This window comes from Desulfofundulus luciae, assembly GCF_030813795.1.
In the GTDB taxonomy this organism is placed as follows: Bacteria; Bacillota; Desulfotomaculia; order Desulfotomaculales; family Desulfovirgulaceae; genus Desulfofundulus; species Desulfofundulus luciae.
The window spans coordinates 1-18,132 of sequence record NZ_JAUSUX010000037.1; the positions used below are offsets into that span (position 1 = coordinate 1).

The 18,132-nt window shown below is 53.1% G+C and carries 17 protein-coding genes; 10 read left to right on the forward strand and 7 right to left on the reverse strand.

Annotation, left to right across the window (positions count from 1 at the left end; translation table 11 throughout):
- Positions 1–734: 734 nt before the first annotated feature.
- From J2Z49_RS13830 to J2Z49_RS13855, 6 genes are all read right to left on the reverse strand, one after another.
- Complete coding sequence (locus J2Z49_RS13830) at positions 735–953, reverse strand: hypothetical protein (RefSeq protein ID WP_307403634.1); 219 nt, start codon at positions 951–953, stop codon at positions 735–737.
- Between the two features lie 15 nt (positions 954–968).
- Positions 969–1,922, reverse strand: a complete 954-nt coding sequence (locus J2Z49_RS13835; RefSeq protein ID WP_307403636.1) for an acyl-CoA dehydratase activase — start codon at positions 1,920–1,922, stop codon at positions 969–971.
- Between the two features lie 103 nt (positions 1,923–2,025).
- Complete coding sequence (locus J2Z49_RS13840) at positions 2,026–3,114, reverse strand: CoA protein activase (RefSeq protein ID WP_307403638.1); 1,089 nt, start codon at positions 3,112–3,114, stop codon at positions 2,026–2,028.
- Positions 3,114–4,091, reverse strand: a complete 978-nt coding sequence (locus J2Z49_RS13845; protein ID WP_307403640.1) for an acyl-CoA dehydratase activase-related protein — start codon at positions 4,089–4,091, stop codon at positions 3,114–3,116. Before J2Z49_RS13845 ends, J2Z49_RS13840 begins: the two co-directional genes overlap by 1 nt.
- A gap of 131 nt (positions 4,092–4,222) precedes the next feature.
- Positions 4,223–4,468: a glycoside hydrolase family 18 protein gene (locus tag J2Z49_RS13850; RefSeq protein ID WP_307403642.1), complete on the reverse strand. Its 246-nt coding sequence runs from the start codon at positions 4,466–4,468 to the stop codon at positions 4,223–4,225.
- Between the two features lie 322 nt (positions 4,469–4,790).
- Positions 4,791–5,228, reverse strand: coding sequence for an Hsp20/alpha crystallin family protein (locus J2Z49_RS13855; RefSeq protein WP_307403644.1), 438 nt, complete (start codon positions 5,226–5,228; stop codon positions 4,791–4,793).
- A gap of 770 nt (positions 5,229–5,998) precedes the next feature.
- Between J2Z49_RS13855 and J2Z49_RS13860 the strand changes: the two genes are divergently transcribed.
- Both J2Z49_RS13860 and J2Z49_RS13865 read left to right on the forward strand, forming a co-directional pair.
- Positions 5,999–6,604 (forward strand): DUF3786 domain-containing protein, encoded by a 606-nt coding sequence (locus J2Z49_RS13860; RefSeq protein WP_307403663.1) that lies wholly within the window; start codon positions 5,999–6,001, stop codon positions 6,602–6,604.
- Between the two features lie 27 nt (positions 6,605–6,631).
- Complete coding sequence (locus tag J2Z49_RS13865; protein WP_307403646.1) at positions 6,632–7,180, forward strand: NUDIX domain-containing protein; 549 nt, start codon at positions 6,632–6,634, stop codon at positions 7,178–7,180.
- Here the strand turns inward: J2Z49_RS13865 and J2Z49_RS13870 are convergent.
- Positions 7,160–7,810: a septum site-determining protein MinC gene (locus J2Z49_RS13870; RefSeq protein ID WP_307403648.1), complete on the reverse strand. Its 651-nt coding sequence runs from the start codon at positions 7,808–7,810 to the stop codon at positions 7,160–7,162. The two genes, J2Z49_RS13865 and J2Z49_RS13870, sit on opposite strands and share 21 nt — an antisense overlap.
- Before the next feature lie 157 nt (positions 7,811–7,967).
- Here J2Z49_RS13870 and J2Z49_RS13875 point away from each other — a divergent pair, with 157 nt between their 5' ends.
- The 8 genes from J2Z49_RS13875 to J2Z49_RS13910 all read left to right on the forward strand — a co-directional run bounded on the left by J2Z49_RS13875 (position 7,968) and on the right by J2Z49_RS13910 (position 17,996).
- The gene (locus J2Z49_RS13875) at positions 7,968–8,261 is read left to right on the forward strand and encodes an MTH1187 family thiamine-binding protein (protein WP_307403649.1); all 294 of its coding nucleotides are present in this window, start codon (positions 7,968–7,970) and stop codon (positions 8,259–8,261) included.
- Between the two features lie 30 nt (positions 8,262–8,291).
- Complete coding sequence (galT, locus tag J2Z49_RS13880) at positions 8,292–9,344, forward strand: galactose-1-phosphate uridylyltransferase (protein ID WP_307403651.1); 1,053 nt, start codon at positions 8,292–8,294, stop codon at positions 9,342–9,344.
- Positions 9,337–10,830: a glycogen synthase GlgA gene (glgA, locus tag J2Z49_RS13885; RefSeq protein WP_307403653.1), complete on the forward strand. Its 1,494-nt coding sequence runs from the start codon at positions 9,337–9,339 to the stop codon at positions 10,828–10,830. The genes galT and glgA overlap by 8 nt, the downstream gene beginning before the upstream one ends.
- Before the next feature lie 179 nt (positions 10,831–11,009).
- On the forward strand, positions 11,010–12,029 hold the full coding sequence (locus J2Z49_RS13890) for a sigma-54 interaction domain-containing protein (protein WP_307403655.1): 1,020 nt from the start codon (positions 11,010–11,012) through the stop codon (positions 12,027–12,029).
- Positions 12,030–12,392: 363 nt separating this feature from the next.
- A complete protein-coding gene (locus J2Z49_RS13895) occupies positions 12,393–13,532 on the forward strand; it encodes an acyl-CoA dehydrogenase (RefSeq protein WP_307403657.1) in 1,140 nt (379 codons plus the stop codon).
- Positions 13,533–13,568: 36 nt separating this feature from the next.
- The gene (locus J2Z49_RS13900) at positions 13,569–13,838 is read left to right on the forward strand and encodes a FeoC-like transcriptional regulator (RefSeq protein ID WP_307403659.1); all 270 of its coding nucleotides are present in this window, start codon (positions 13,569–13,571) and stop codon (positions 13,836–13,838) included.
- 145 nt (positions 13,839–13,983) lie between these two features.
- On the forward strand, positions 13,984–15,957 hold the full coding sequence (gene acs / locus J2Z49_RS13905) for an acetate--CoA ligase (protein ID WP_307403661.1): 1,974 nt from the start codon (positions 13,984–13,986) through the stop codon (positions 15,955–15,957).
- A 419-nt stretch (positions 15,958–16,376) separates the two neighbouring features.
- Positions 16,377–17,996: an AMP-binding protein gene (locus J2Z49_RS13910; RefSeq protein ID WP_307403666.1), complete on the forward strand. Its 1,620-nt coding sequence runs from the start codon at positions 16,377–16,379 to the stop codon at positions 17,994–17,996.
- Positions 17,997–18,132 lie beyond the last annotated feature (136 nt).

Consider the following 18,132-nt stretch of genomic DNA (forward strand, 5'->3'; position numbering starts at 1 on the left):
ATCACCATACCCCCCAACTGGACGGCAGTGAGAGGTGCCAGAACCCCGCCCAGCTTTCCAAAAGGCGTTCTGGCTGCACTGACGATGACCGTTTCACCCAAAGTTTATCCCCCTCCATTTTGTACCTGTCCAACTTGACGTGCCACTTGTATATGTTTGTCCATTTCACCACACGAGTCGCCTAACATCAGGCAAAGCAAAATTTGTACCAAATATAAAAAAGGAATTGGGGAAGAGAGCTGCGGGGATAGTTGTCGCAAAGTTGCGCCAAAACTGACTATTTTGCCGATTTGCCGTGTATGCGGCGCGACAGCAGGCTTTTGCAAAAAAAAGTACCGTCAAGGGATAGTGAATTGCCTCTAAAAGATGTAAATAGTCTACGTTAGTATACAAAAGGGTAGACGGCACTTTACAAGTAGATGTTCAGTAAACCTGGTTGAATGCGGCCCAGCACTCACCCAAATTTGGCTCAGTTCCCGGTGTTTCAGGTTTAATTGACACGTCAGGTTTTGGGAAGAGCTAGTATCCCAGTGAGTGCTGGGTCCTCGCTCACTCCAATTGCTTCGCGAAAGATGCGCACCGCATCCTGTCCATAACGGTTTTGCTGAACATTTACCTTTACAACAGGCAGGCACCAGCCATGAAAAATATAAAAAATACCGCACGGCCCGGGAATCACCCTAAAAGGTTAACCCCGGGCTCCTGGCAACCTGATTCTTGATAACAGCGGGAGATCATCTTTCCCGGTCGTTGTTTTCGGAGGGCAGGTGGCGGCCCCACATCAGGTACAGCGTCAGCCCGATACCAAAGAAGGCGATGGAAAACAAACCCCAGGCAATGACCTCTCCCAGAGGTTTGCCCCGGCGCCGGGCATCCCGGGCCACCCATAGACCATTGCCCACCATCAATCCCAGCAGTAACCAGGTTACAACTAGAGCTACTTCTGGCGACAAGGGGCTTTCTCCTCTCTAGATTACGTCCCAGCGGGGGCAGCGGGCACCCCAGCGACCGATAACCCTGTCCTCTTCATAAATCTCGGCAATCTCGCAGGCATTGGGACAACCGTCACACTCGAAACTCCTCGTATGATAGGGTAGTTCCGTAATACCAAAACCTTTAAACCCGGTCTGGCCGGTTCCGGCCATCTTCTCGGCAGCCAGCTGGGCGGCGCCGATAGCACCCATGATCTTATGATGTTCCGGTACCAGCACGGGCATGCCCAAGGCCCGTTCAAAGGCGGCCTTAATACCGATGTTGGCGGCCACTCCTCCCTGGAACACCACAGGGGGCAGAATTTCCTTGCCCTTGCCCACGTTGTTCAGGTAGTTGCGCACCAGGGCTTCACACAAACCGTTAATGATATCCGGCAGGGCGTGGCCCATTTGTTGTTTATGGATCATATCCGACTCGGCGAATACCGTACAGCGACCGGCAATGCGCACCGGGTTAGTTGATTGCAGGGCCAGTTCGCCAAATTGCTCGATGGGGATATTCAGCCGGGCAGCCTGTTGATCCAAAAAGGAACCTGTACCGGCAGCGCAGACGGTGTTCATGGCAAAATCCACCACCACGCCGTTGCGCAGGATGATGATTTTGGAATCCTGTCCGCCTATTTCCAGGACCGTCTGTACATCGGGCACCAGCATTGAGGCGGCCACGGCATGGGCGGTGATTTCGTTCTTGATCACGTCTGCCCCCACCATGACGCCGGCCAGGTAGCGTCCGCTTCCGGTGGTGCCGACACCTGCTATTTCCACGCCCGGTTTGAGGCTCTCCCTGGCTGCCTTTAAACCGGTTTGGATGGCTTCAATGGGGCGGCCCCGGGTACGCAAGTAAAGGCCGGTGAGGACTTCTCCGGCCTCGCTCAAAATCACAATGTTGGTGCTTACCGAACCCACATCTATACCCAGGTAAGCTTTCATATCCTTCCCTTCCTGCTGCATAATAGACTGGGGATGATGCTTTTTCAAGAGACGAGGTTACTTCCGTGAGCCGTGACGTCACCATTTTTCCGGGTTACCGGTCTTATGCCGGGCGGCGGGCGGCTTTTTTGCGCCGCATTAAATCCACAAAGGCCTCCAGCCGGGTGGTCATGCCTGCCTTGCCCGTTTGTTCATCCAGGAAGAAAGTCAGCACCGGGATATTGTGTTCTTCGCTTACCCGAGGCAAAATGGTGCGGGCTACAATCTCCGGGATACAGGTGAAGGGGGCGAGCTGAATGACCCCGTCAAAACCCCGTTTGGCATAAAGCACCGTGTTGCCAATGGAGTCCCGGCCGTGCCCCCCCAGCAACTCGGGCAGGTAAGGCATGGCGGCCTCTTTCACCGTTAGGCCCTCGGTGGTTTCTGCCCAGGTGTTGTCCCTGGTCCAGCCGGTTAAAAATAAAGATCTTTCCACCTCTACCCCCAGGTTCCCCAGGATTTCTTCAATTTCCAGGTTGCTGGCCGGTTCCAGGAGGACATATACTTCGCCCACAATACCCACCCTTAAGACATCCCGGTTTGGATCCTGGGGCACCTTTTGCAGTTCTTCAAGGGCACTTTGTTCGGCTTCCTCAATTTCCCCAAGGCTGTAGGCCCTGTCTATCCATTCCAGCACCCTGCGGTAAGTGCGGGTGGTGGCACCCCGGATGGTTTCCCTGGGGCGTACTTTGTGGGTTAGTTTTTCTACATTGTCCAGCGCCTGGAGTTTGCGCCAGGCTCGCCGGACACACTCGTAAATGGCCCGGTAAGACATGCGCCGGGGATTCAGTAACTGGATATTATGCAAAAAGTCCAGGGGATAAAGCCGTGGCGGTTCAAAAACAACAATATCAACAGGGTAGCCCAGGGAGTGAAGGATTTTTTTGTGTAGCTGCGCGTAATGACCGGCACGGCAGGGTCCCACCCCGCCACTGGTGACGATAAGCTCCACCCCTTTCGGGCAGGTTTCCAGATAAGTACCCAGGAGTATTTTCACCGGGAAACAGGCAAATTCCGGGGCGTAGCGTACCCCGAGGTCCAGGGTGTGCTTGCTGGGGCGGGGAGGGAGGATGACCTCGTTACCCAGATCTTCCATGAGCATTTTAAAGCTGCGATAAGATTCCGCCACGTGGGGGAAAGTAACTCTGGGCACTAGAGACACACCTCTTTTTTGCGGCATACCATGTCCACAAAGGCCTCCAGCCGGGTGGCAATACCGGCTTCACCGCTGTGTTCGTCGATAGACAGGCTCATAAAAGGGACGGTTTGGTGTTCGTGGACAGCCATCTCCAGGAACTTGCCCACCAGTGAATCGGGTCCGCAGCCAAAGGCCGTCACGTGTATAATCCCGTCGATTCTTGTGTGCCGGAGAAAATAATGGGCCGCCCGTAGAACCAGGTCCCCCAGGGTCCAAAACAGGCGTTTGTCCAGGTAGTCGTTTTGCCTGTACAGCGCCCGGGGCGGCAGGTTTTCCACAGTGATCACTTCTACCCCCATTTTTTTTAACCGGCCCAGCAAGCCCACACTGATGTACTGATCGTAAATGAGATAAGGGTAACCCAGTACGGCAAAAACCAGCCGGCCTTTTTGTTTTTGGGGCCGGATGCCCGTATTTAAAATCTGCATGGCCTCCAGAGGTTGCCAGCCTTCCTGTAGCAGGGAGAAAAACCGGCGTTCCACGGCCATGGCCTTGCGGTAGGCAAGAGCGATGGCTCCCCGGGCGGCACCCAGGGCCAGCCCCGCTTGCCGGTAGGCTTTTGATAGGGCGTTCCATCCTTCCCGTACGTCTATACGTACGTCAATGAGCGGGGGGATTTTTCTAAAAGAATGCCGGATCATATCGGGTAGTCCCAGAAATTTAGGGCAGTAGGTTGTTTCCTTGTTTAAACAGACCAGCCGCGGGATAAATAAATAATCAACCCGGCCGATCAGGGCCCGCACATGACCGAAGTACAGTTTAATGGGCACACAGGCATCGGCCAGGGCTTCCTTCACTCCCAGATCAAGCATTTCCCTGGTAGTGTTTCCGGAAGGGATTACTTGAGCCCCAAGTTCGTTGAAGAAGGTTTTCCAGGTCGGGTAGTAAAGAAAGTACAGCAATGAACAGGGAATGCCAACCCGGGCAGCCAAATCATGCTCTCTCCTTCATCCGGTAAAAAATGACACTTTTCATTATGGTATGTTTAATATTTCTCTTTGAGCACGGGAAATCCTTTCTTAAATTGGTTAGAAAAAAAGCCCGTGGGTCCGGGCCGTGGTAGTCACTTTTCAATGGTAAATTTGTCACCAATTACTCTCCAGCTGTCGGGGTCTTCCATTCCCAGGCGCCAGATGGACGCTCCCTTGAGATTATATTTGGCAACCAAATCCAGCTTACCTGCCCAGCTGCTGGCGTTCTCAAACCACACCTCGTGGCGGGAACTGTTTTCGTCAATGTACCTAAAGTAGGGAACCTGAGCCCTCGTCTCCCAATTGATGGGTATTCCGTACCAGCGGGTGACTTCCATGGCCAGGTCGTAGGAAAGGTAGCGGGGAAAGCCGCCGTCGCAGTTCCAGTCAAACCCGCAGGCCGGTATACAACGCAGGTAATGTTACTAACCAACAGGGCTAACATTGCTATAAAGATAAGTTTTTTCCTAAACTTTAAACATGACTACCTCCTTTGGTTTAACTCTTCCAAAAAATTGTATCAAGCTTGTCCCGTAAAAGCATTAAAAATATATGCCAACGGAGGTATATAATAGCAAGCCGGAGCCTCCTAATTCAGGCTCCGGCTATTATTTGCCGGGTTTTGCATAGTTCCTGCGGTGCCGTGGGACGATTTGTTTGCTATTGGACGTCTACCCGGTAAATATTTCCCTTGCCGGGTTCTTTTTTCGGAATGCGCACCTCCAGAATACCGTTTTTATAGCTGGCCCTCGCCTGATCGGGTTTTACTTCCACCGGCAGGGGCAGGGTGCGGCTGAAAGTGCCGTAATAGCGTTCGCTGTGGTAGTAACCTTCCTGTCTTTCCTCGGTACCCTTCTTAAACTCCCCTTTAATGTTCAGGGTATTTTCGGTAAGAGTTACCTGCAGGTCGTCCTTGGAAGCTATCCCGGGCAGTTCGGCCGTGGCTACAACCTCCTGGTCGGTCTGGTAAATATCCACCCGGGGACTGACGCCTTCAGGGCCCCAAAAACCCGGCACCCCCCGGAACCAGGGGCTATTAAAAAGCCGGTTCATTTGGTGGCGAAGCTCGTAAAATGGTTCCCAGTGAACAAGGTCCATGGCCGGACACCTCCAAAAGAAAAGTATCTCACTTAGATCTTGTACAGAATAGTTTCAGATATACATTAAGGGTAAATATTCAGTAAAGCCGGTTGGATGCGGCCCAGCACACCTAAATATGACTCTGCTCCCGGTGTTTCAGGTTTAATTGATACATCAGGTTTTGGGAAGAGCTAATATTTCAGTGAGTGCTGGGTCCCCGCTCACTCCAGTGCTCCGCGTAAGATGCGCACCGCGGCTCGTTTCGGGCCGCCCAGCACTCACCGAAAAAGTTATACTGTAAAGCTCTGCACTTACTATTTTGTTACAGCAGGCTTAGAAAGAGCATTATGGCCAGTGAGTGCTGGCTTCTGCGGATTGCCCGCCACTAATCATTCTTTGTTGTTACCTCTTGAAACAATATGTCTTAAAAGGTCTTCTTCCGGGTAGTTCATCATGCGTCCTCGAGAGCCGAGCCGCCCAGCACTCACTGAAAATGCTATACTGGAAAGATTACAACTTACTATCTTGTCACAGCAGGCTTGGAAAGAGCTTTATTGCCAGTGAGTGCTGGGTTCACCGGGTGCTGTTACCGGCGTGTGCTGCGTCGTTCGCTCCGGACAGCGCCGCACCCTTGTCATAACGGTTGTACTGACATATTTACCATTAAGGCGACAGTACCCTGCCGACTTTCAGCAATTCGATCATTTTGGGGGAGGAAAAGCTTCCGTTTGCGACGAAGCCTGTTTAAAGCGGTGATACTTTCTCGGGAGGGGATTATCTTGGCCTGGATGAACCTTGAGCCTGCCCACCGGCAGGCAAAGGAGGAATTTGCCCTGCGGGAGCCGGAAAGCATGGCTTTTAACGCAGCCGTAACTTACCGGCCGGAAACAGCGGAATTCATAGTGCCCTTTCTTGGCTCGTACTATCTGGTAAAATACCCCGGTGGTGAGGTTATAGATGCAGCCGGCGGGGCAGAAGTACCCAAGGAAGTACAGATTACCCTGTTGCATTATCTCGCCAAGGCCAGTCCGGCCCAGGTGGAAGGGCGATTAATTTCCTTCCAGGAATTGCCCGGCGGATTTATTTATATCGGCCCCTTTAACAACCGTGCGGTGCGCCCCCTGGTGGGTATCTTCGGAGGTAAGCCGGAACTTTTGGTGCGGGCTGCGGAAATGTTAGGGGGGAGGCGGGTGGAAATGGGGGACGTGGCTGTGAGTGTACCGGTATTACCAAAAATACCCATAGCCTTTATCCTGTGGCTGGGAGATGAAGAATTTCCTCCCTCGGGGAATGTTCTCTTTGATGCTTCAGCTTCCCGCCACCTGCCTACCGAGGACTACGCCCTTTTGCCCGGTCTTGTTTTGGGGAAAATGAGAAGGCTTGTAGCTGTATGAAAAAAACCGTTAGGAAGGGGATAAAAAGTGTCCGCATTAATCGAAAAGAAGCTGGATTCCCGGGTGGTTTACCGGGGAAAAATCTTAAATCTGCGGGTGGATACGGTGCTCCTGCCCGACGGTCGCACCGGCACCCGGGAAGTGGTGGAATATGCCGGGGCTGTAGCCATCGTGGCCCTGAATGAAAAAAAGGAAGTTTTCCTGGTCCGGCAATACCGTTATCCCGTGGGTAAGGAACTTTTGGAAATACCTGCCGGTAAAATAGAAAATGGGGAGGAACCTTTGCAGTGTGCCCAAAGGGAACTGGCGGAGGAAACCGGGCTAAGGGCGAAACGCTGGCAGCCGCTGTGCAGCTTTTACTCCACCCCGGGATTTACCAGCGAAAAAATGCATTTATTCCTGGCCCGGGATTTGAGCCAGGAAGGCCGGCATCCGGATGAAGACGAATTCGTCCAGGTGGTGAAGGTATCCCTGGACGAAGCCCTGGCCATGCTCTGGCGGGGGGAAATTTGTGACGCCAAGTCCACCGTTGGCTTGCTGACCACATATTACCTTTTAGCCCGGGAAAAGGTTTAAAAAATCGGGCAGTGTAGCTTTGCTGCGGTAGGAGTCAAAAATGATCCTGCCCTTTTCCAGTCTGGCAGTTAAAGGGAAAAGGCTACTTTGCGGGATAGTGGCAGGGTCTGCGGTTACCCCGGCAATGGATAGACGGATCGGCTGGAACTTTAGGGCCGTGATGGTGGCCGTATTGTTGCCCCCTGCTCCGGCATGGACTGTTCCCCGGCAGTTGCCCATGATGATGACACTGCCACCGGCAATCACCTGGGCTCCGGGGTGGACGTTGCCCGCAATTACCACGCTGCCCCGGTGGCGTATCTCCTGGCCCGAGCGTAAAGCGCATTGCACCAGCCGGGCCGGTTCCCCCGGGGAAGCGGCTTTTTCTTGTTCAAACTTTTTTTCAAAGGGCCAGGATATGTCCGGCGAGGGAATTAACCCGTACTGGCGGCAAATGTTTTCCAGTTCGGTACGCTGATAACCAGTGATCGTTTGCCCGTAAACGGTGAAGCGCGCACCCCGGAAAAAGCCCCGGGAAGACTCCATTTTTCGTTTCAAGTGTAATTTGATATCTTCAAACTCCCGGTTGGGATCGAGCAGGATAACCAGGCCTTCCCGGGTACCCTTGATGCTTACCAATTCCCTGGGCACTTTTACCCAACCCCTTTTTGCTTGCTCTAAAGCATATTTCGATTTTTACCGCTACTTTCCTGCTCCCCACGAAAATATTGCCGTCTAATTGTATAAAAAGAAACCCTTTGCGGTAATTTTACATTAGAATTTACCGCGTAAGGGAGTGAAGAAAAACATGGCTATAGTGGAAGTAAGTGTAATGCCCATGGGCACCGATAATCCCAGTATCAGCAGTTATATCAGCCATTGCTACGAGGTGCTAAAGGGGGAGCCGGATCTCAAGCATCAGGTAACACCCATGTCTACCATTATTGAAGGGGAATTGGACCGGGTGCTGGATGCAGTGAAAAAAATGCACCGGACCCCCTTTAACGACGGCGTCATGCGGGTAGTGACGTCCATCACCATCGATGAACGCCGGGATAAAGAGGAATCCTTGGAAGACATGGTTCGAGCCGTGTTGCAGTAACTGACATACTTTGCGAGGGGAGGAAAGGAAGTGCCCGAATGGAGAAAGGACCCGTTGGTGAAACGCTGGGTAGTCATTGCCACCGAAAGAGGCAAACGTCCCTGCGACTTCAAGGTACCGCAAGACGAAAAAAAGGGCGGACGATGTCCCCTGTGTCCGGGACATGAAGGAGATACTCCCCCGGAGGTCCTGGCCTTCCGGGAAAGGAACACATCGCCGGATACCCCAGGCTGGTGGGTAAGGGTGGTTCCGAACAAGTTTCCGGCAGTTCGCATCGAGGCTCAAACCGGTGTGCGCCGTCATGGGGTCTACGAGGTAATGGATGGCCTGGGTGCCCATGAGGTGGTGGTGGAGGCCCCGGATCATGAAGCCTACCTGGATGCTCTGGATGAGCGCCAGCTGGAGGAGGTTATCTGGGCTTGGCAGCAGCGCTCCCTGGATCTCCGCCGGGATAGCCGGCTTAAATACATCCAAATCTTTAAAAACTTTGGCCAGACTGCCGGAGCTTCGCTGGAGCACACCCACTCCCAGATTTTAGCCACGCCCATGGTTCCGGTGGATATACAGGAGGAAATGCGGGGCTTTAAGGATTACGCCTGGTCTACCGGTCGGTGTGTTCTTTGCGATGTACTGGTCCAGGAAGTTTCCGAGCGGCAGCGGGTGGTTGTTGAAACGGATAAATTCATCAGCTTTACCCCCTTTGCTTCCCGGTTTCCCTTTGAAACCTGGATTGTACCCCGGGAACACCAGCATGACTTTGCCAGCATCAGGGAGGAACAGGTTCGCGACCTGGCCCGGGTGTTGCGCAGCACCCTGTTGCGCTTGCGGCAAAGTGTGGGTGGCCAGCCCTTCAATATGGTTCTGCACACCGCCCCGGTAAATGAGCCGGATACGATTCATTACCACTGGCATCTGGAAATCCTACCCCGTCTAACCATAATGGCCGGCTTTGAACTGGGTACGGGTTTTTACATTAACCCCACGCCACCGGAACTGGCGGCGGAGATCCTGCGGGAACAGGAAGTCTCCTGCCCGCCTCCGGTTTATGCCGGGGGAGAAAGGGAGGCAGTACAGTATGTTTGATCGGCCGCTGAAGATTTTGCTTGTTTCATCCGAAGTGGTTCCCTTTGCCAAGACGGGGGGGTTGGCCGATGTAGCCGGTTCCCTGCCCAAAGCCCTGGCTACCGTGGGTAATGATAACCTCGGGAACGATGTGCGGGTAGCCATGCCCCATTACAAGGGAATTGAAAAGGCCACCTACCGCATGGATTTTCCAGTGTTTTTCAACAGCCGGGCTGAGACGGCCATCATCCGGGAGAGTACCATCGAAGCCTGTTACCAGGGGGAGCACCGCATTATCCCGGTGTACCTGGTGGATAATCACCATTACTTCTACCGCGACGGCATGTACATGTTCCCCGACGAGGCCGAACGTTTTACTTTCTTCTGCCGGGCTGTGCTGGAAATGTTGCCGCGCCTCAGCTGGCAACCGGATATCATCCACTGCAATGACTGGCAGACCGGACCCATCCCCTTTTTCCTGAAAGTTCGCTACGCGCAGGATCCGTTTTACAACCGTGTGGCAACGGTTTTTACCATCCACAACCTGCAATATCAGGGCAACTTCCCCAGGGAGACTCTAAAGCTTTTGGGGGTGGGGGAGGAGTATTTTACTCCCGAGTTGCTTGAGTTTTACGGCACGGTCAGCTATATGAAAATGGGCATATTGTATGCCGATGTCATTAACACGGTTAGTAAAACTTATGCAGCCGAGATCCAGCGACCGGAGCTGGGGGAGCGGATGGATGGCCTGCTGCGCAAACGTTCCCACGATCTGTACGGGATAGTTAATGGCATAAATTACCATGAATTTAACCCCAAAACCGATCCCCGTATTCACCGGAACTACGACCAGAACAGCATTGAAAATAAAAAAGAAAACAAATACGCCCTGCAAAAAGAAATGAATCTGCCCGTAAGGGATGTCCCGGTGCTGGGGATGATCTCGCGCCTGGTGGAGCAAAAAGGGCTCGACCTGATTGCCCAGATTGCCGACCGGTTGCTTTCCCATGACGTGCAATTTGTGGTTCTGGGTAGCGGTGACCGGCGCTATGAAGATATGTTCAGGGATATCCACAATCGTTACCCCGAAAAAGCCGGTGTCTACATCGGTTTTAACGCCATTCTGGCCCAGCGCATTTATGCCGGTGCCGACATGTTCTTGATGCCCTCCCGCTTTGAGCCCTGCGGCCTGGGGCAATTGATTGCCATGCGTTACGGGACTATTCCCATTGTCCGGGCAACCGGGGGGCTGGCCGATACTGTCCACGATTACAATCCGGCCACCGGCTCCGGAAATGGTTTCGTCTTTTCAGAATATGAAGGAGAAGCTGTGTACCACGCCATCCAGCGGGCTCTCTCTCTGTACACTGAACAACCGGACGAGTGGAGACAACTGATAAAGAGGGCTATGGAGCTGGACTTTTCTTGGGCCCGTTCCGCAGTTGAATATTTACAACTCTACCAGGAAGCTTTGAGCCGGCATCTGGCCAGGGCAAAAACCGCCTGAACGCACGCAAGGGCCGTCCCCCGGTGGATGGCCTTTGCTTTTTAAGTTTACACCCGGGGGATAAGTTGTTACAATATTAAGAGAAGTTAAACAATTCATTTCTCTTTCCCGCCAGCCAACCAGCTGCTCTGACGCCTCTTAATCTTTCTATTCAGGTCAGGAAGGGCCGGTGGTAACCAGTGAGACATCACTCCCCGAAACTCTCCCATTTTGCGGCGGATCATATTGTCGGCCTGAGTCCCCAAATGCTTGACCTCAAGGAAACCCTGCTCAAGGTAGCTCCCCGCAATTCCAACGTACTCATTACCGGTGAGAGTGGTACCGGGAAAGAGCTGTTTGCCCGGGCACTGCACGCGGCCAGTTTGCGGCGGGCAGGGCCCTTTGTGAAAATAAATTGTGCGGCTATTCCCGATACTCTTATGGAGTCGGAGCTCTTTGGTTATGAAGAAGGAGCGTTTACCGGCTGCCGTAAGGGGGGACAGGTTGGCAAACTGGAACTGGCTCACCGGGGTACGGTCTTTTTAGATGAAGTGGCTGAACTTTCCTGTGCCATGCAAGCCAAACTTTTGCGTTTCCTGCAGGAACGCGAGATCCAGAAACTGGGCAGCCGGCGAACTATTTTCGTTGATGTCCGGGTAGTGGCAGCCACTAATGTTAACCTGGAACAAATGGTTAAATGTAAAAAGTTCCGGGAAGACCTTTTTTATCGTTTAAACGTGATTAATTTACACATTCCCCCCTTAAGGGAACGCAAGGAAGATATCCCCTTGCTGGTGGATACATTTATCCAAAAGTTTAACCGCTCCTTTGGGGCCGGAGTAAGTGGAGTGGCCCCGGAAGTAATGACCGCCTTTCTGCATTATCCATGGCCGGGAAATGTGCGTGAACTGGAGAACTGTTTGGAGCGAGCTTTTAACCTGGTGGATAAAGATAAGGTTATTCAACCGCACCATTTGCCCGCCCACCTGTATGCTCTGGCAGGGGAAAACCGGTTGCCCGGTGAAAAAGGGTTTCCTGGCCAGGTGACGGCAGCATTTAGGCAGGGGAAAACCCTGGCCCAAATTATGGAACAGGTAGAAAAAACCGTTGTTCTGCAGGCCCTGGCCGAGAGTAAAGGAAACAAGGCCAAAGCTGCCCAGTTGCTGGGGATATCCCGCCCGGGCCTGTATAAAAAGTTAGTTAAATACAATTTATTGTAAATTAATAGATACAGTAATCTAAACAGCCGCCCCCATTGCCGCCTTTCACCCTTCCCTGGCTATTACCCTTCCCCCTCCCGGAAAATGCCCGGGGCACCGCCGGTAATAACCCTTGCTCGTGTTAAGTTTGGTAACACCTCCGGGGTAAATGCAAAGAAGGTGTGCTGTTAGAGCCTTAATTTTGTATTCTCAACCCCATTTTACGGTTATTGGCAGCTAAAAACCCGGCTGGTTGCGGTCAATTTGCTAATGGAATTTGCCGGGTGACAATCAGGCCGGAAAGGGGTGTGGTTTTTTACCGTGCCCGTCACCTTTTTAGGGGGCAACAGGACCAGTGAAAAATCTTCCGGGAGGGGTGAAACGATGGATTTCGACCTCACCAGGGATCAGCAGCTGATCCGGGAGGTGGTGCGGGATTTTGCGCAAAAAGAAATACTTCCCAGGGCAAAAGAGATTGACCGGAGTGGACAGTTCCCTCTGGATATAATAAAAAAGCTTGCCCAAATGGATCTCATGGGGCTGCCCTTTCCCGAGGAATACGGAGGTGCCGGGGGGGACTATGTTAGTTACTGCCTGGCCTTAGAAGAGATCACCCGGGCCTGCGCTTCCACCGGTCTTACCTATGAGGCGCACATTTCCCTTGGCTGCATGCCTATTTATCTCTTTGGTACCCCGGAACAGAAGGAGAAGTACCTGGCTCCTTTGTGCCGGGGAGAATGTCTAGGGGCTTTTGGGCTTACTGAGCCTAATGCGGGCTCGGATGCCGGCAGGACCCAGACCACGGCGGTACTCCAGGGAGATGAATGGGTGATCAACGGCTCCAAATGTTTTATAACCAACGCCAGTTATGCCCGCTTTGTTACCATTACGGCCGTTACCGACCGGACGAAGGGGAAAAAAGGCATCAGCGCCTTTATTGTACCCACCGATGCTCCCGGTTTAACTATTAAAGCCGGTTATGAAAAGTTGGGCATGTCCGGTTCTAACACCACGGAGTTGTTTTTTGACAATGTGAGGATACCCAAAGAAAATCTTTTGGGCCAGTTAAACCAGGGTTTCAAGCACTTTTTGCAGGTGCTTGACGGCGGGCGCATTGCCATTGGGGCCATGGCGGTAGGTATTGCCCAGGCCTGTTTGGATGCCGCCCTGATCTATGCCCAGCAAAGAATCCAATTTGGGCAAAGCATCTCCAAATTTCAGGCCATCTCCTTTAAACTGGCCGATATGGCCACCAACATTGAAGTGGCCCGAAATATGTACCTGAAGGCTGCCTGGTTAAGGGATCAGGGCCGGCCCTGCACCAAGGAAGCGGCCATGATCAAGGTTTTTGCTTCTGAAATGGCCACCCGGGCCGCCCTGGACGCCATTCAAATTCACGGTGGCTACGGCTATATGAAGGAGTTTCCGGTTGAACGCCACCTGCGGGATGCCAAGTTGCTGGAGATTGGGGAAGGTACCTCGGAGATTCAGCGTTTGGTTATTGCCCGGGCCCTGGGGTGTTGATAACCAGGTAAGTGCGTCTATCGGGGGGAGGTAGAGATGGTTCGCAGGATTCGCGAAAAGACTGTACCGCCCGGCGGTCCTCTGACCCGCCGGCAGAAAAAAGCAGCCGGGGAAGCAGTTATCCGGTTGCTCGGCCGGGCTTCCGGGAACATTTCCGAACTGGCCGAACACCTGGGGCTTGATGAGGAATTAATTGATCAGCTGCTCCAGGAACTGGTCCGGGTCGGGCGGGTGCGGCGGAATCCCGATGGAGGGTTTAGCCTTCACGATCCTTTAAGCAAATGGTGGGAAAGCAAAGGGAGTTAAAAATTTTTTTAAGGTGCCCGGACACCGGTTGGGGAAAATAAATTTTTAAGGACTGGAGGTGAATTTAGTTTTTGAGCTGAGCGGGGCTTTTATCTTCCTACCGGGGGTTTCGGGTGCAAGAAACCAACAGGGGGTATGGGGGTACATGGCAGAAGTAAAACCTGAAGAGTTGAAAATGATTAAGGAAAGCAAACTTTACTATCCGGATCCCGAAAAAGTAAAAAAGTCAGTTCTGGGCAGTGTGGACGCCTTTAATGCCCTGCTCCGCAGATCATGGGAGGATCCCGAAGGTTTTTGGGCTGATGTGGCCAGCGAGCTCTACTGGATCAAGCCCTGGGAAAAGGTCATGGAAGGTAAAATGCCTTATTTTAAGTTTTTTGTGGGTGGTGTAACCAACCCCTGCTACAACCTCATCGACCGGCATTTGGAGCAGGGTGCCGACAACAAGCTGGCCCTGATCTGGGAAGGGGAAAACTACCAGACCAAATTCTATACCTACCGGATGCTCTATAGCGAAGTATGTAAATTTGCCAATGTTTTAAAGGGTTTTGGGTTGCAAAAAGGGGATCGGGTGGCTATTTTCCTGCCCAACCTGGCCGAAACGGTTATAGCCGTACTGGCCTGCTACCGCCTGGGGGTGCTGTTTAATACCATTTTCTCCGGTTTTTCCGTGCGTGCCCTGCGGGACCGGCTCATCAATTATGAACCCCAGGTAATTGTCACCGCCGACGGTGGTTACCGTCGCGGGCGGGAAGTTCCTTTAAAGCCCAAGGTGGACGAGGCAATCAATGGTATGGAAAGCATCAAGGCCGTGGTGGTGGTCAAGCGCACCGGTTCCGAGATTATCATGAAAAAAGGGCGGGACTACTGGTGGCATGAATTAATGGCCAAAGCCCGCCTGGAATGCCCGCCGGAACCCATGGAGGCCAATGAACCGGGACTGGTGTTTTACACCAGCGGCACCACCGGCAAACCTAAAGGTATTGTTCATTCCAGCGTGGCCTTCGTGGTAAACAATTATATTTACGCCAAGTTCCACATGGACCATCACCCCAACGATATGTTCTGGTGTACGGCCGACATCGGCTGGCTGACCATGCATATCTGGGGAATTGTGGGCGCCCTGTCCAACGGGGTGACTACCATATTTTACGAAGGGGCTCTGGATTACCCGCGACAAGACCGGTTCTACCAGATCATTGACAAGTACCGGGTGAATAAGCTTTTTACCGCACCTACCGCCATCCGGATGCTCATGCGGTACGGGGAAAGCTGGATGGAACCTTACGATATTTCGTGCCTGGATGTTCTCTCCCTGGTGGGAGAGCCGTTTAACCCGGAAGCCTGGCACTGGGCCTATGAAAAGCTGGGCCAAAAGCGCATGTACATCAATAATACCTGGGGCCAGACGGAAACCGCCGGTTGTCCTCTGGCCGGAGCAGCCTGGGTAACCCCCATGAAACCCGGTTCCTGTGGCATCCAGTTCCTGGGTGCCCGGCTGGATGTGTTGGATGAAGATGGTAAACCCGTGCCCCCTGAAACGCCCGGCAACCTCATCATCACCCGGCCCATTCCCATGATGGTTCGGACCATTTGGAGGGAGCCGGAAAGATACATCCGGGAGTACTTCAGCCAGGTAGAAGGCTGTTATTTTACCAATGATGCCGCTATCAAGGATAGTGACGGCCACTTCTGGGTTACCGGCCGGATTGACGACGTTTTTAACGTGGCCGGTCACCGCCTTTCCACCATGGAGATGGAGAGTGCCATTATTGAGTGCGAGGGGGTAGCCGAAGCGGCGGTGATTGGTGCTCCAGATCCCATTAAAGGATTAATCCCCGTGGCCTTTGTCACCCTCCGGCAGGGTTATGAACCCGGTCCCGAAATGGAACAGGCCATTAAAGATAAGGTGGTTGAAAACATTGGTAAAATTGCCACTCCCGGTGCCATTTACTTCACCCCGGTAATGCCCAAAACTCCCAGCGGCAAGATCATGCGCCGGCTGCTCAAGGAAATTGTCGTCGGTGGGGAAATAAAGGGGGATATCACGGGTCTTGAAGATATTGGCGCTGTGGAGCAGGTTAAGGCCATAGTGGCGGCCAAAACGGCACAGGGGTAAATCTTTTTCTTTGGATACGCTCAAAAACATGTCTATTAAAATTTACACACGATAGCTCGTTTTGGGGGTATAGCCCACGAATTTTGCGGCTATACGTTCAAAAATTTTGACCCGTGGGTCCTTTGGATACCGGTTTCCTTTTGCCAGTTAACCAAACTATTTAGGTAAAAATCAGAATTTAGGCTTAATTTTTGCATGGTGGAATTTTCGGCAATCGGCGGGAGGGGGTGACAGGGGCCTAAGAGCGACCTTACGGGCTGGTATGGTTTTGGAGCAAATGCAACGACACAATCCCTCAAGAGGGTACGGTCGCGGGATTGGCGCTGGCAGTCCCGCGACCGGTTCAATTGAAAACGGGGGTACCCCGGTACGAGGCCGGTAATCCATTAAAGGAGGAAGCAAAGTTGAGCCAGCACAACATGGTGGATTATGATAAAACCTATGCGGAATTTAAATGGGAAAAGCCCGGATATTTTAACTTTGCCCGGGATGTCATTGATAAGTGGGCCCAGGATCCCTGCAAACTGGCCATGCTGTGGGTTGACGATGAGGGCAACGAGGTGCGTAAGACTTTTTTTGACTTTTCCAGGGCTTCCAAACGGGCGGCCAACGTCCTCCGGGAACAGGGGGTAAAGCAGGGCGATGTGGTGGTGGTCATCCTGCCCCGTTTGATCGAGTGGTGGGAGATCAACCTGGCCTGCCTGCGCCTGGGTGCGGTAATTAGCCCCGGCACCACCCAGCTTACCGCCAAGGACATCAAGTACCGTCTGGAGACGGCGGAAGCGGTTTGTGTCATCACCGACAACGATAATGCTCCCAAGGTAGACGAGGTTGTTGGAGAATGCCCCACGGTAAAGTCCCGCATTATCGTTGGTGAGCCCCGGCAGGGCTGGCTGGATTATAGGGAAGCCGTGGCCGGGGCCAGCGACGACTTTACCACGGTAAATACCAGGAGTGATGATAACGCCATTTTGTACTTCACCTCGGGAACTACGGGCTATCCAAAGATGACGGTGCATACCCATGCCAGCTACCCCATTGGGCATATCGTTACTGGAAAATACTGGCTGGACCTGCGCCCGGATGACCTGCACTGGAATTTAAGCGATACGGGTTGGGCCAAGGCGGCCTGGAGCAGCTTTTACGGTCCCTGGAATATGGGAGCGGCCATATTTGTTCACCATACCTCCCGTTTCAGCCCCAAGAAAACCCTGGAGCTACTGCAGAAATATCCCATCACCACCCTTTGCGGAGCGCCGACCAACTACCGGATGATTGTGCTGGAAGATTTGAGCCAGTACAAGTTCCCCACCCTGCGCCACTGTGTGGGTGCCGGTGAGCCCCTGAACCCGGAGGTCATTGAAATCTGGAAAGAAGCTACCGGTTTGATCATCCGTGATGGTTACGGCCAGACCGAAACGGTGCTGCTGTGTGGCAGCTTCCCCTGCATTGAGCCCCGTTTCGGCTCCATGGGTAAACCGTCCCCCGGCTTTGACGTCCAGGTTATTGACGAGGAAGGCAATATCCTGCCGCCCAACACTGAAGGAGATGTGGCCGTAAGGGTAAAACCGGAACGTCCGGTGGGGCTCTTCAAGGAGTACTGGAGGAATCCCGAAAAAACGGCCAGTGTATACCGTGGTGACTGGTACCTCACCGGTGACCGGGCATACAGGGACGAGGATGGCTACTTCTGGTTTGTGGGACGCGCCGATGACGTAATCCTGGCCGCAGGTTATCGCATTGGTCCCTTTGAAGTGGAAAGCGCCCTTTTGGAACACCCGGCGGTGGTCGAATCGGCCGTGGTATCCAGCCCGGACGAGATTCGCGGCGAGGTTGTGAAGGCCTTTGTGGTACTGGCACCGGGTTATCAGCCCTCCGATGATCTGGTAAAAGAACTGCAGGAGCATGTAAAGAAGATTACCGCACCCTACAAGTACCCGCGTAAGGTTGAATTTGTGGAATCACTGCCTAAAACCATAAGCGGTAAAATTAGGCGGGTGGAGCTGCGGGAACGGGAGTGGGCCGGTAAGCGCAGGTAATTACGGGAAAGTAAAGGCCGGGGAGAAATGCCCGGCCTTTATTCATGTGCGCCCGGCATGGGCGTTAACTTGGTGGTGAAAGTCCACTGCAGGCGAGGCAGCACGAGTCTGCTAGCCAAAGGCAAGGGTGTCCATC

What these genes read in the sequence shown, in the direction of transcription:
- J2Z49_RS13835 (WP_307403636.1), bottom strand. Translation starts at nt 1,922, where the DNA reads ATGAAAGCTTACCTGGGTATAGATGTGGGTTCGGTAAGCACCAACATT.
- acs (WP_307403661.1), top strand. Translation starts at nt 13,984, where the DNA reads ATGGCAGAAGTAAAACCTGAAGAGTTGAAAATGATTAAGGAAAGCAAA.
- J2Z49_RS13875 (WP_307403649.1), top strand. Translation starts at nt 7,968, where the DNA reads ATGGCTATAGTGGAAGTAAGTGTAATGCCCATGGGCACCGATAATCCC.
- J2Z49_RS13850 (WP_307403642.1), bottom strand. Translation starts at nt 4,468, where the DNA reads ATGGAAGTCACCCGCTGGTACGGAATACCCATCAATTGGGAGACGAGG.
- J2Z49_RS13900 (WP_307403659.1), top strand. Translation starts at nt 13,569, where the DNA reads ATGGTTCGCAGGATTCGCGAAAAGACTGTACCGCCCGGCGGTCCTCTG.
- J2Z49_RS13855 (WP_307403644.1), bottom strand. Translation starts at nt 5,228, where the DNA reads ATGGACCTTGTTCACTGGGAACCATTTTACGAGCTTCGCCACCAAATG.
- glgA (WP_307403653.1), top strand. Translation starts at nt 9,337, where the DNA reads ATGTTTGATCGGCCGCTGAAGATTTTGCTTGTTTCATCCGAAGTGGTT.
- J2Z49_RS13910 (WP_307403666.1), top strand. Translation starts at nt 16,377, where the DNA reads ATGGTGGATTATGATAAAACCTATGCGGAATTTAAATGGGAAAAGCCC.
- J2Z49_RS13895 (WP_307403657.1), top strand. Translation starts at nt 12,393, where the DNA reads ATGGATTTCGACCTCACCAGGGATCAGCAGCTGATCCGGGAGGTGGTG.
- J2Z49_RS13860 (WP_307403663.1), top strand. Translation starts at nt 5,999, where the DNA reads ATGAACCTTGAGCCTGCCCACCGGCAGGCAAAGGAGGAATTTGCCCTG.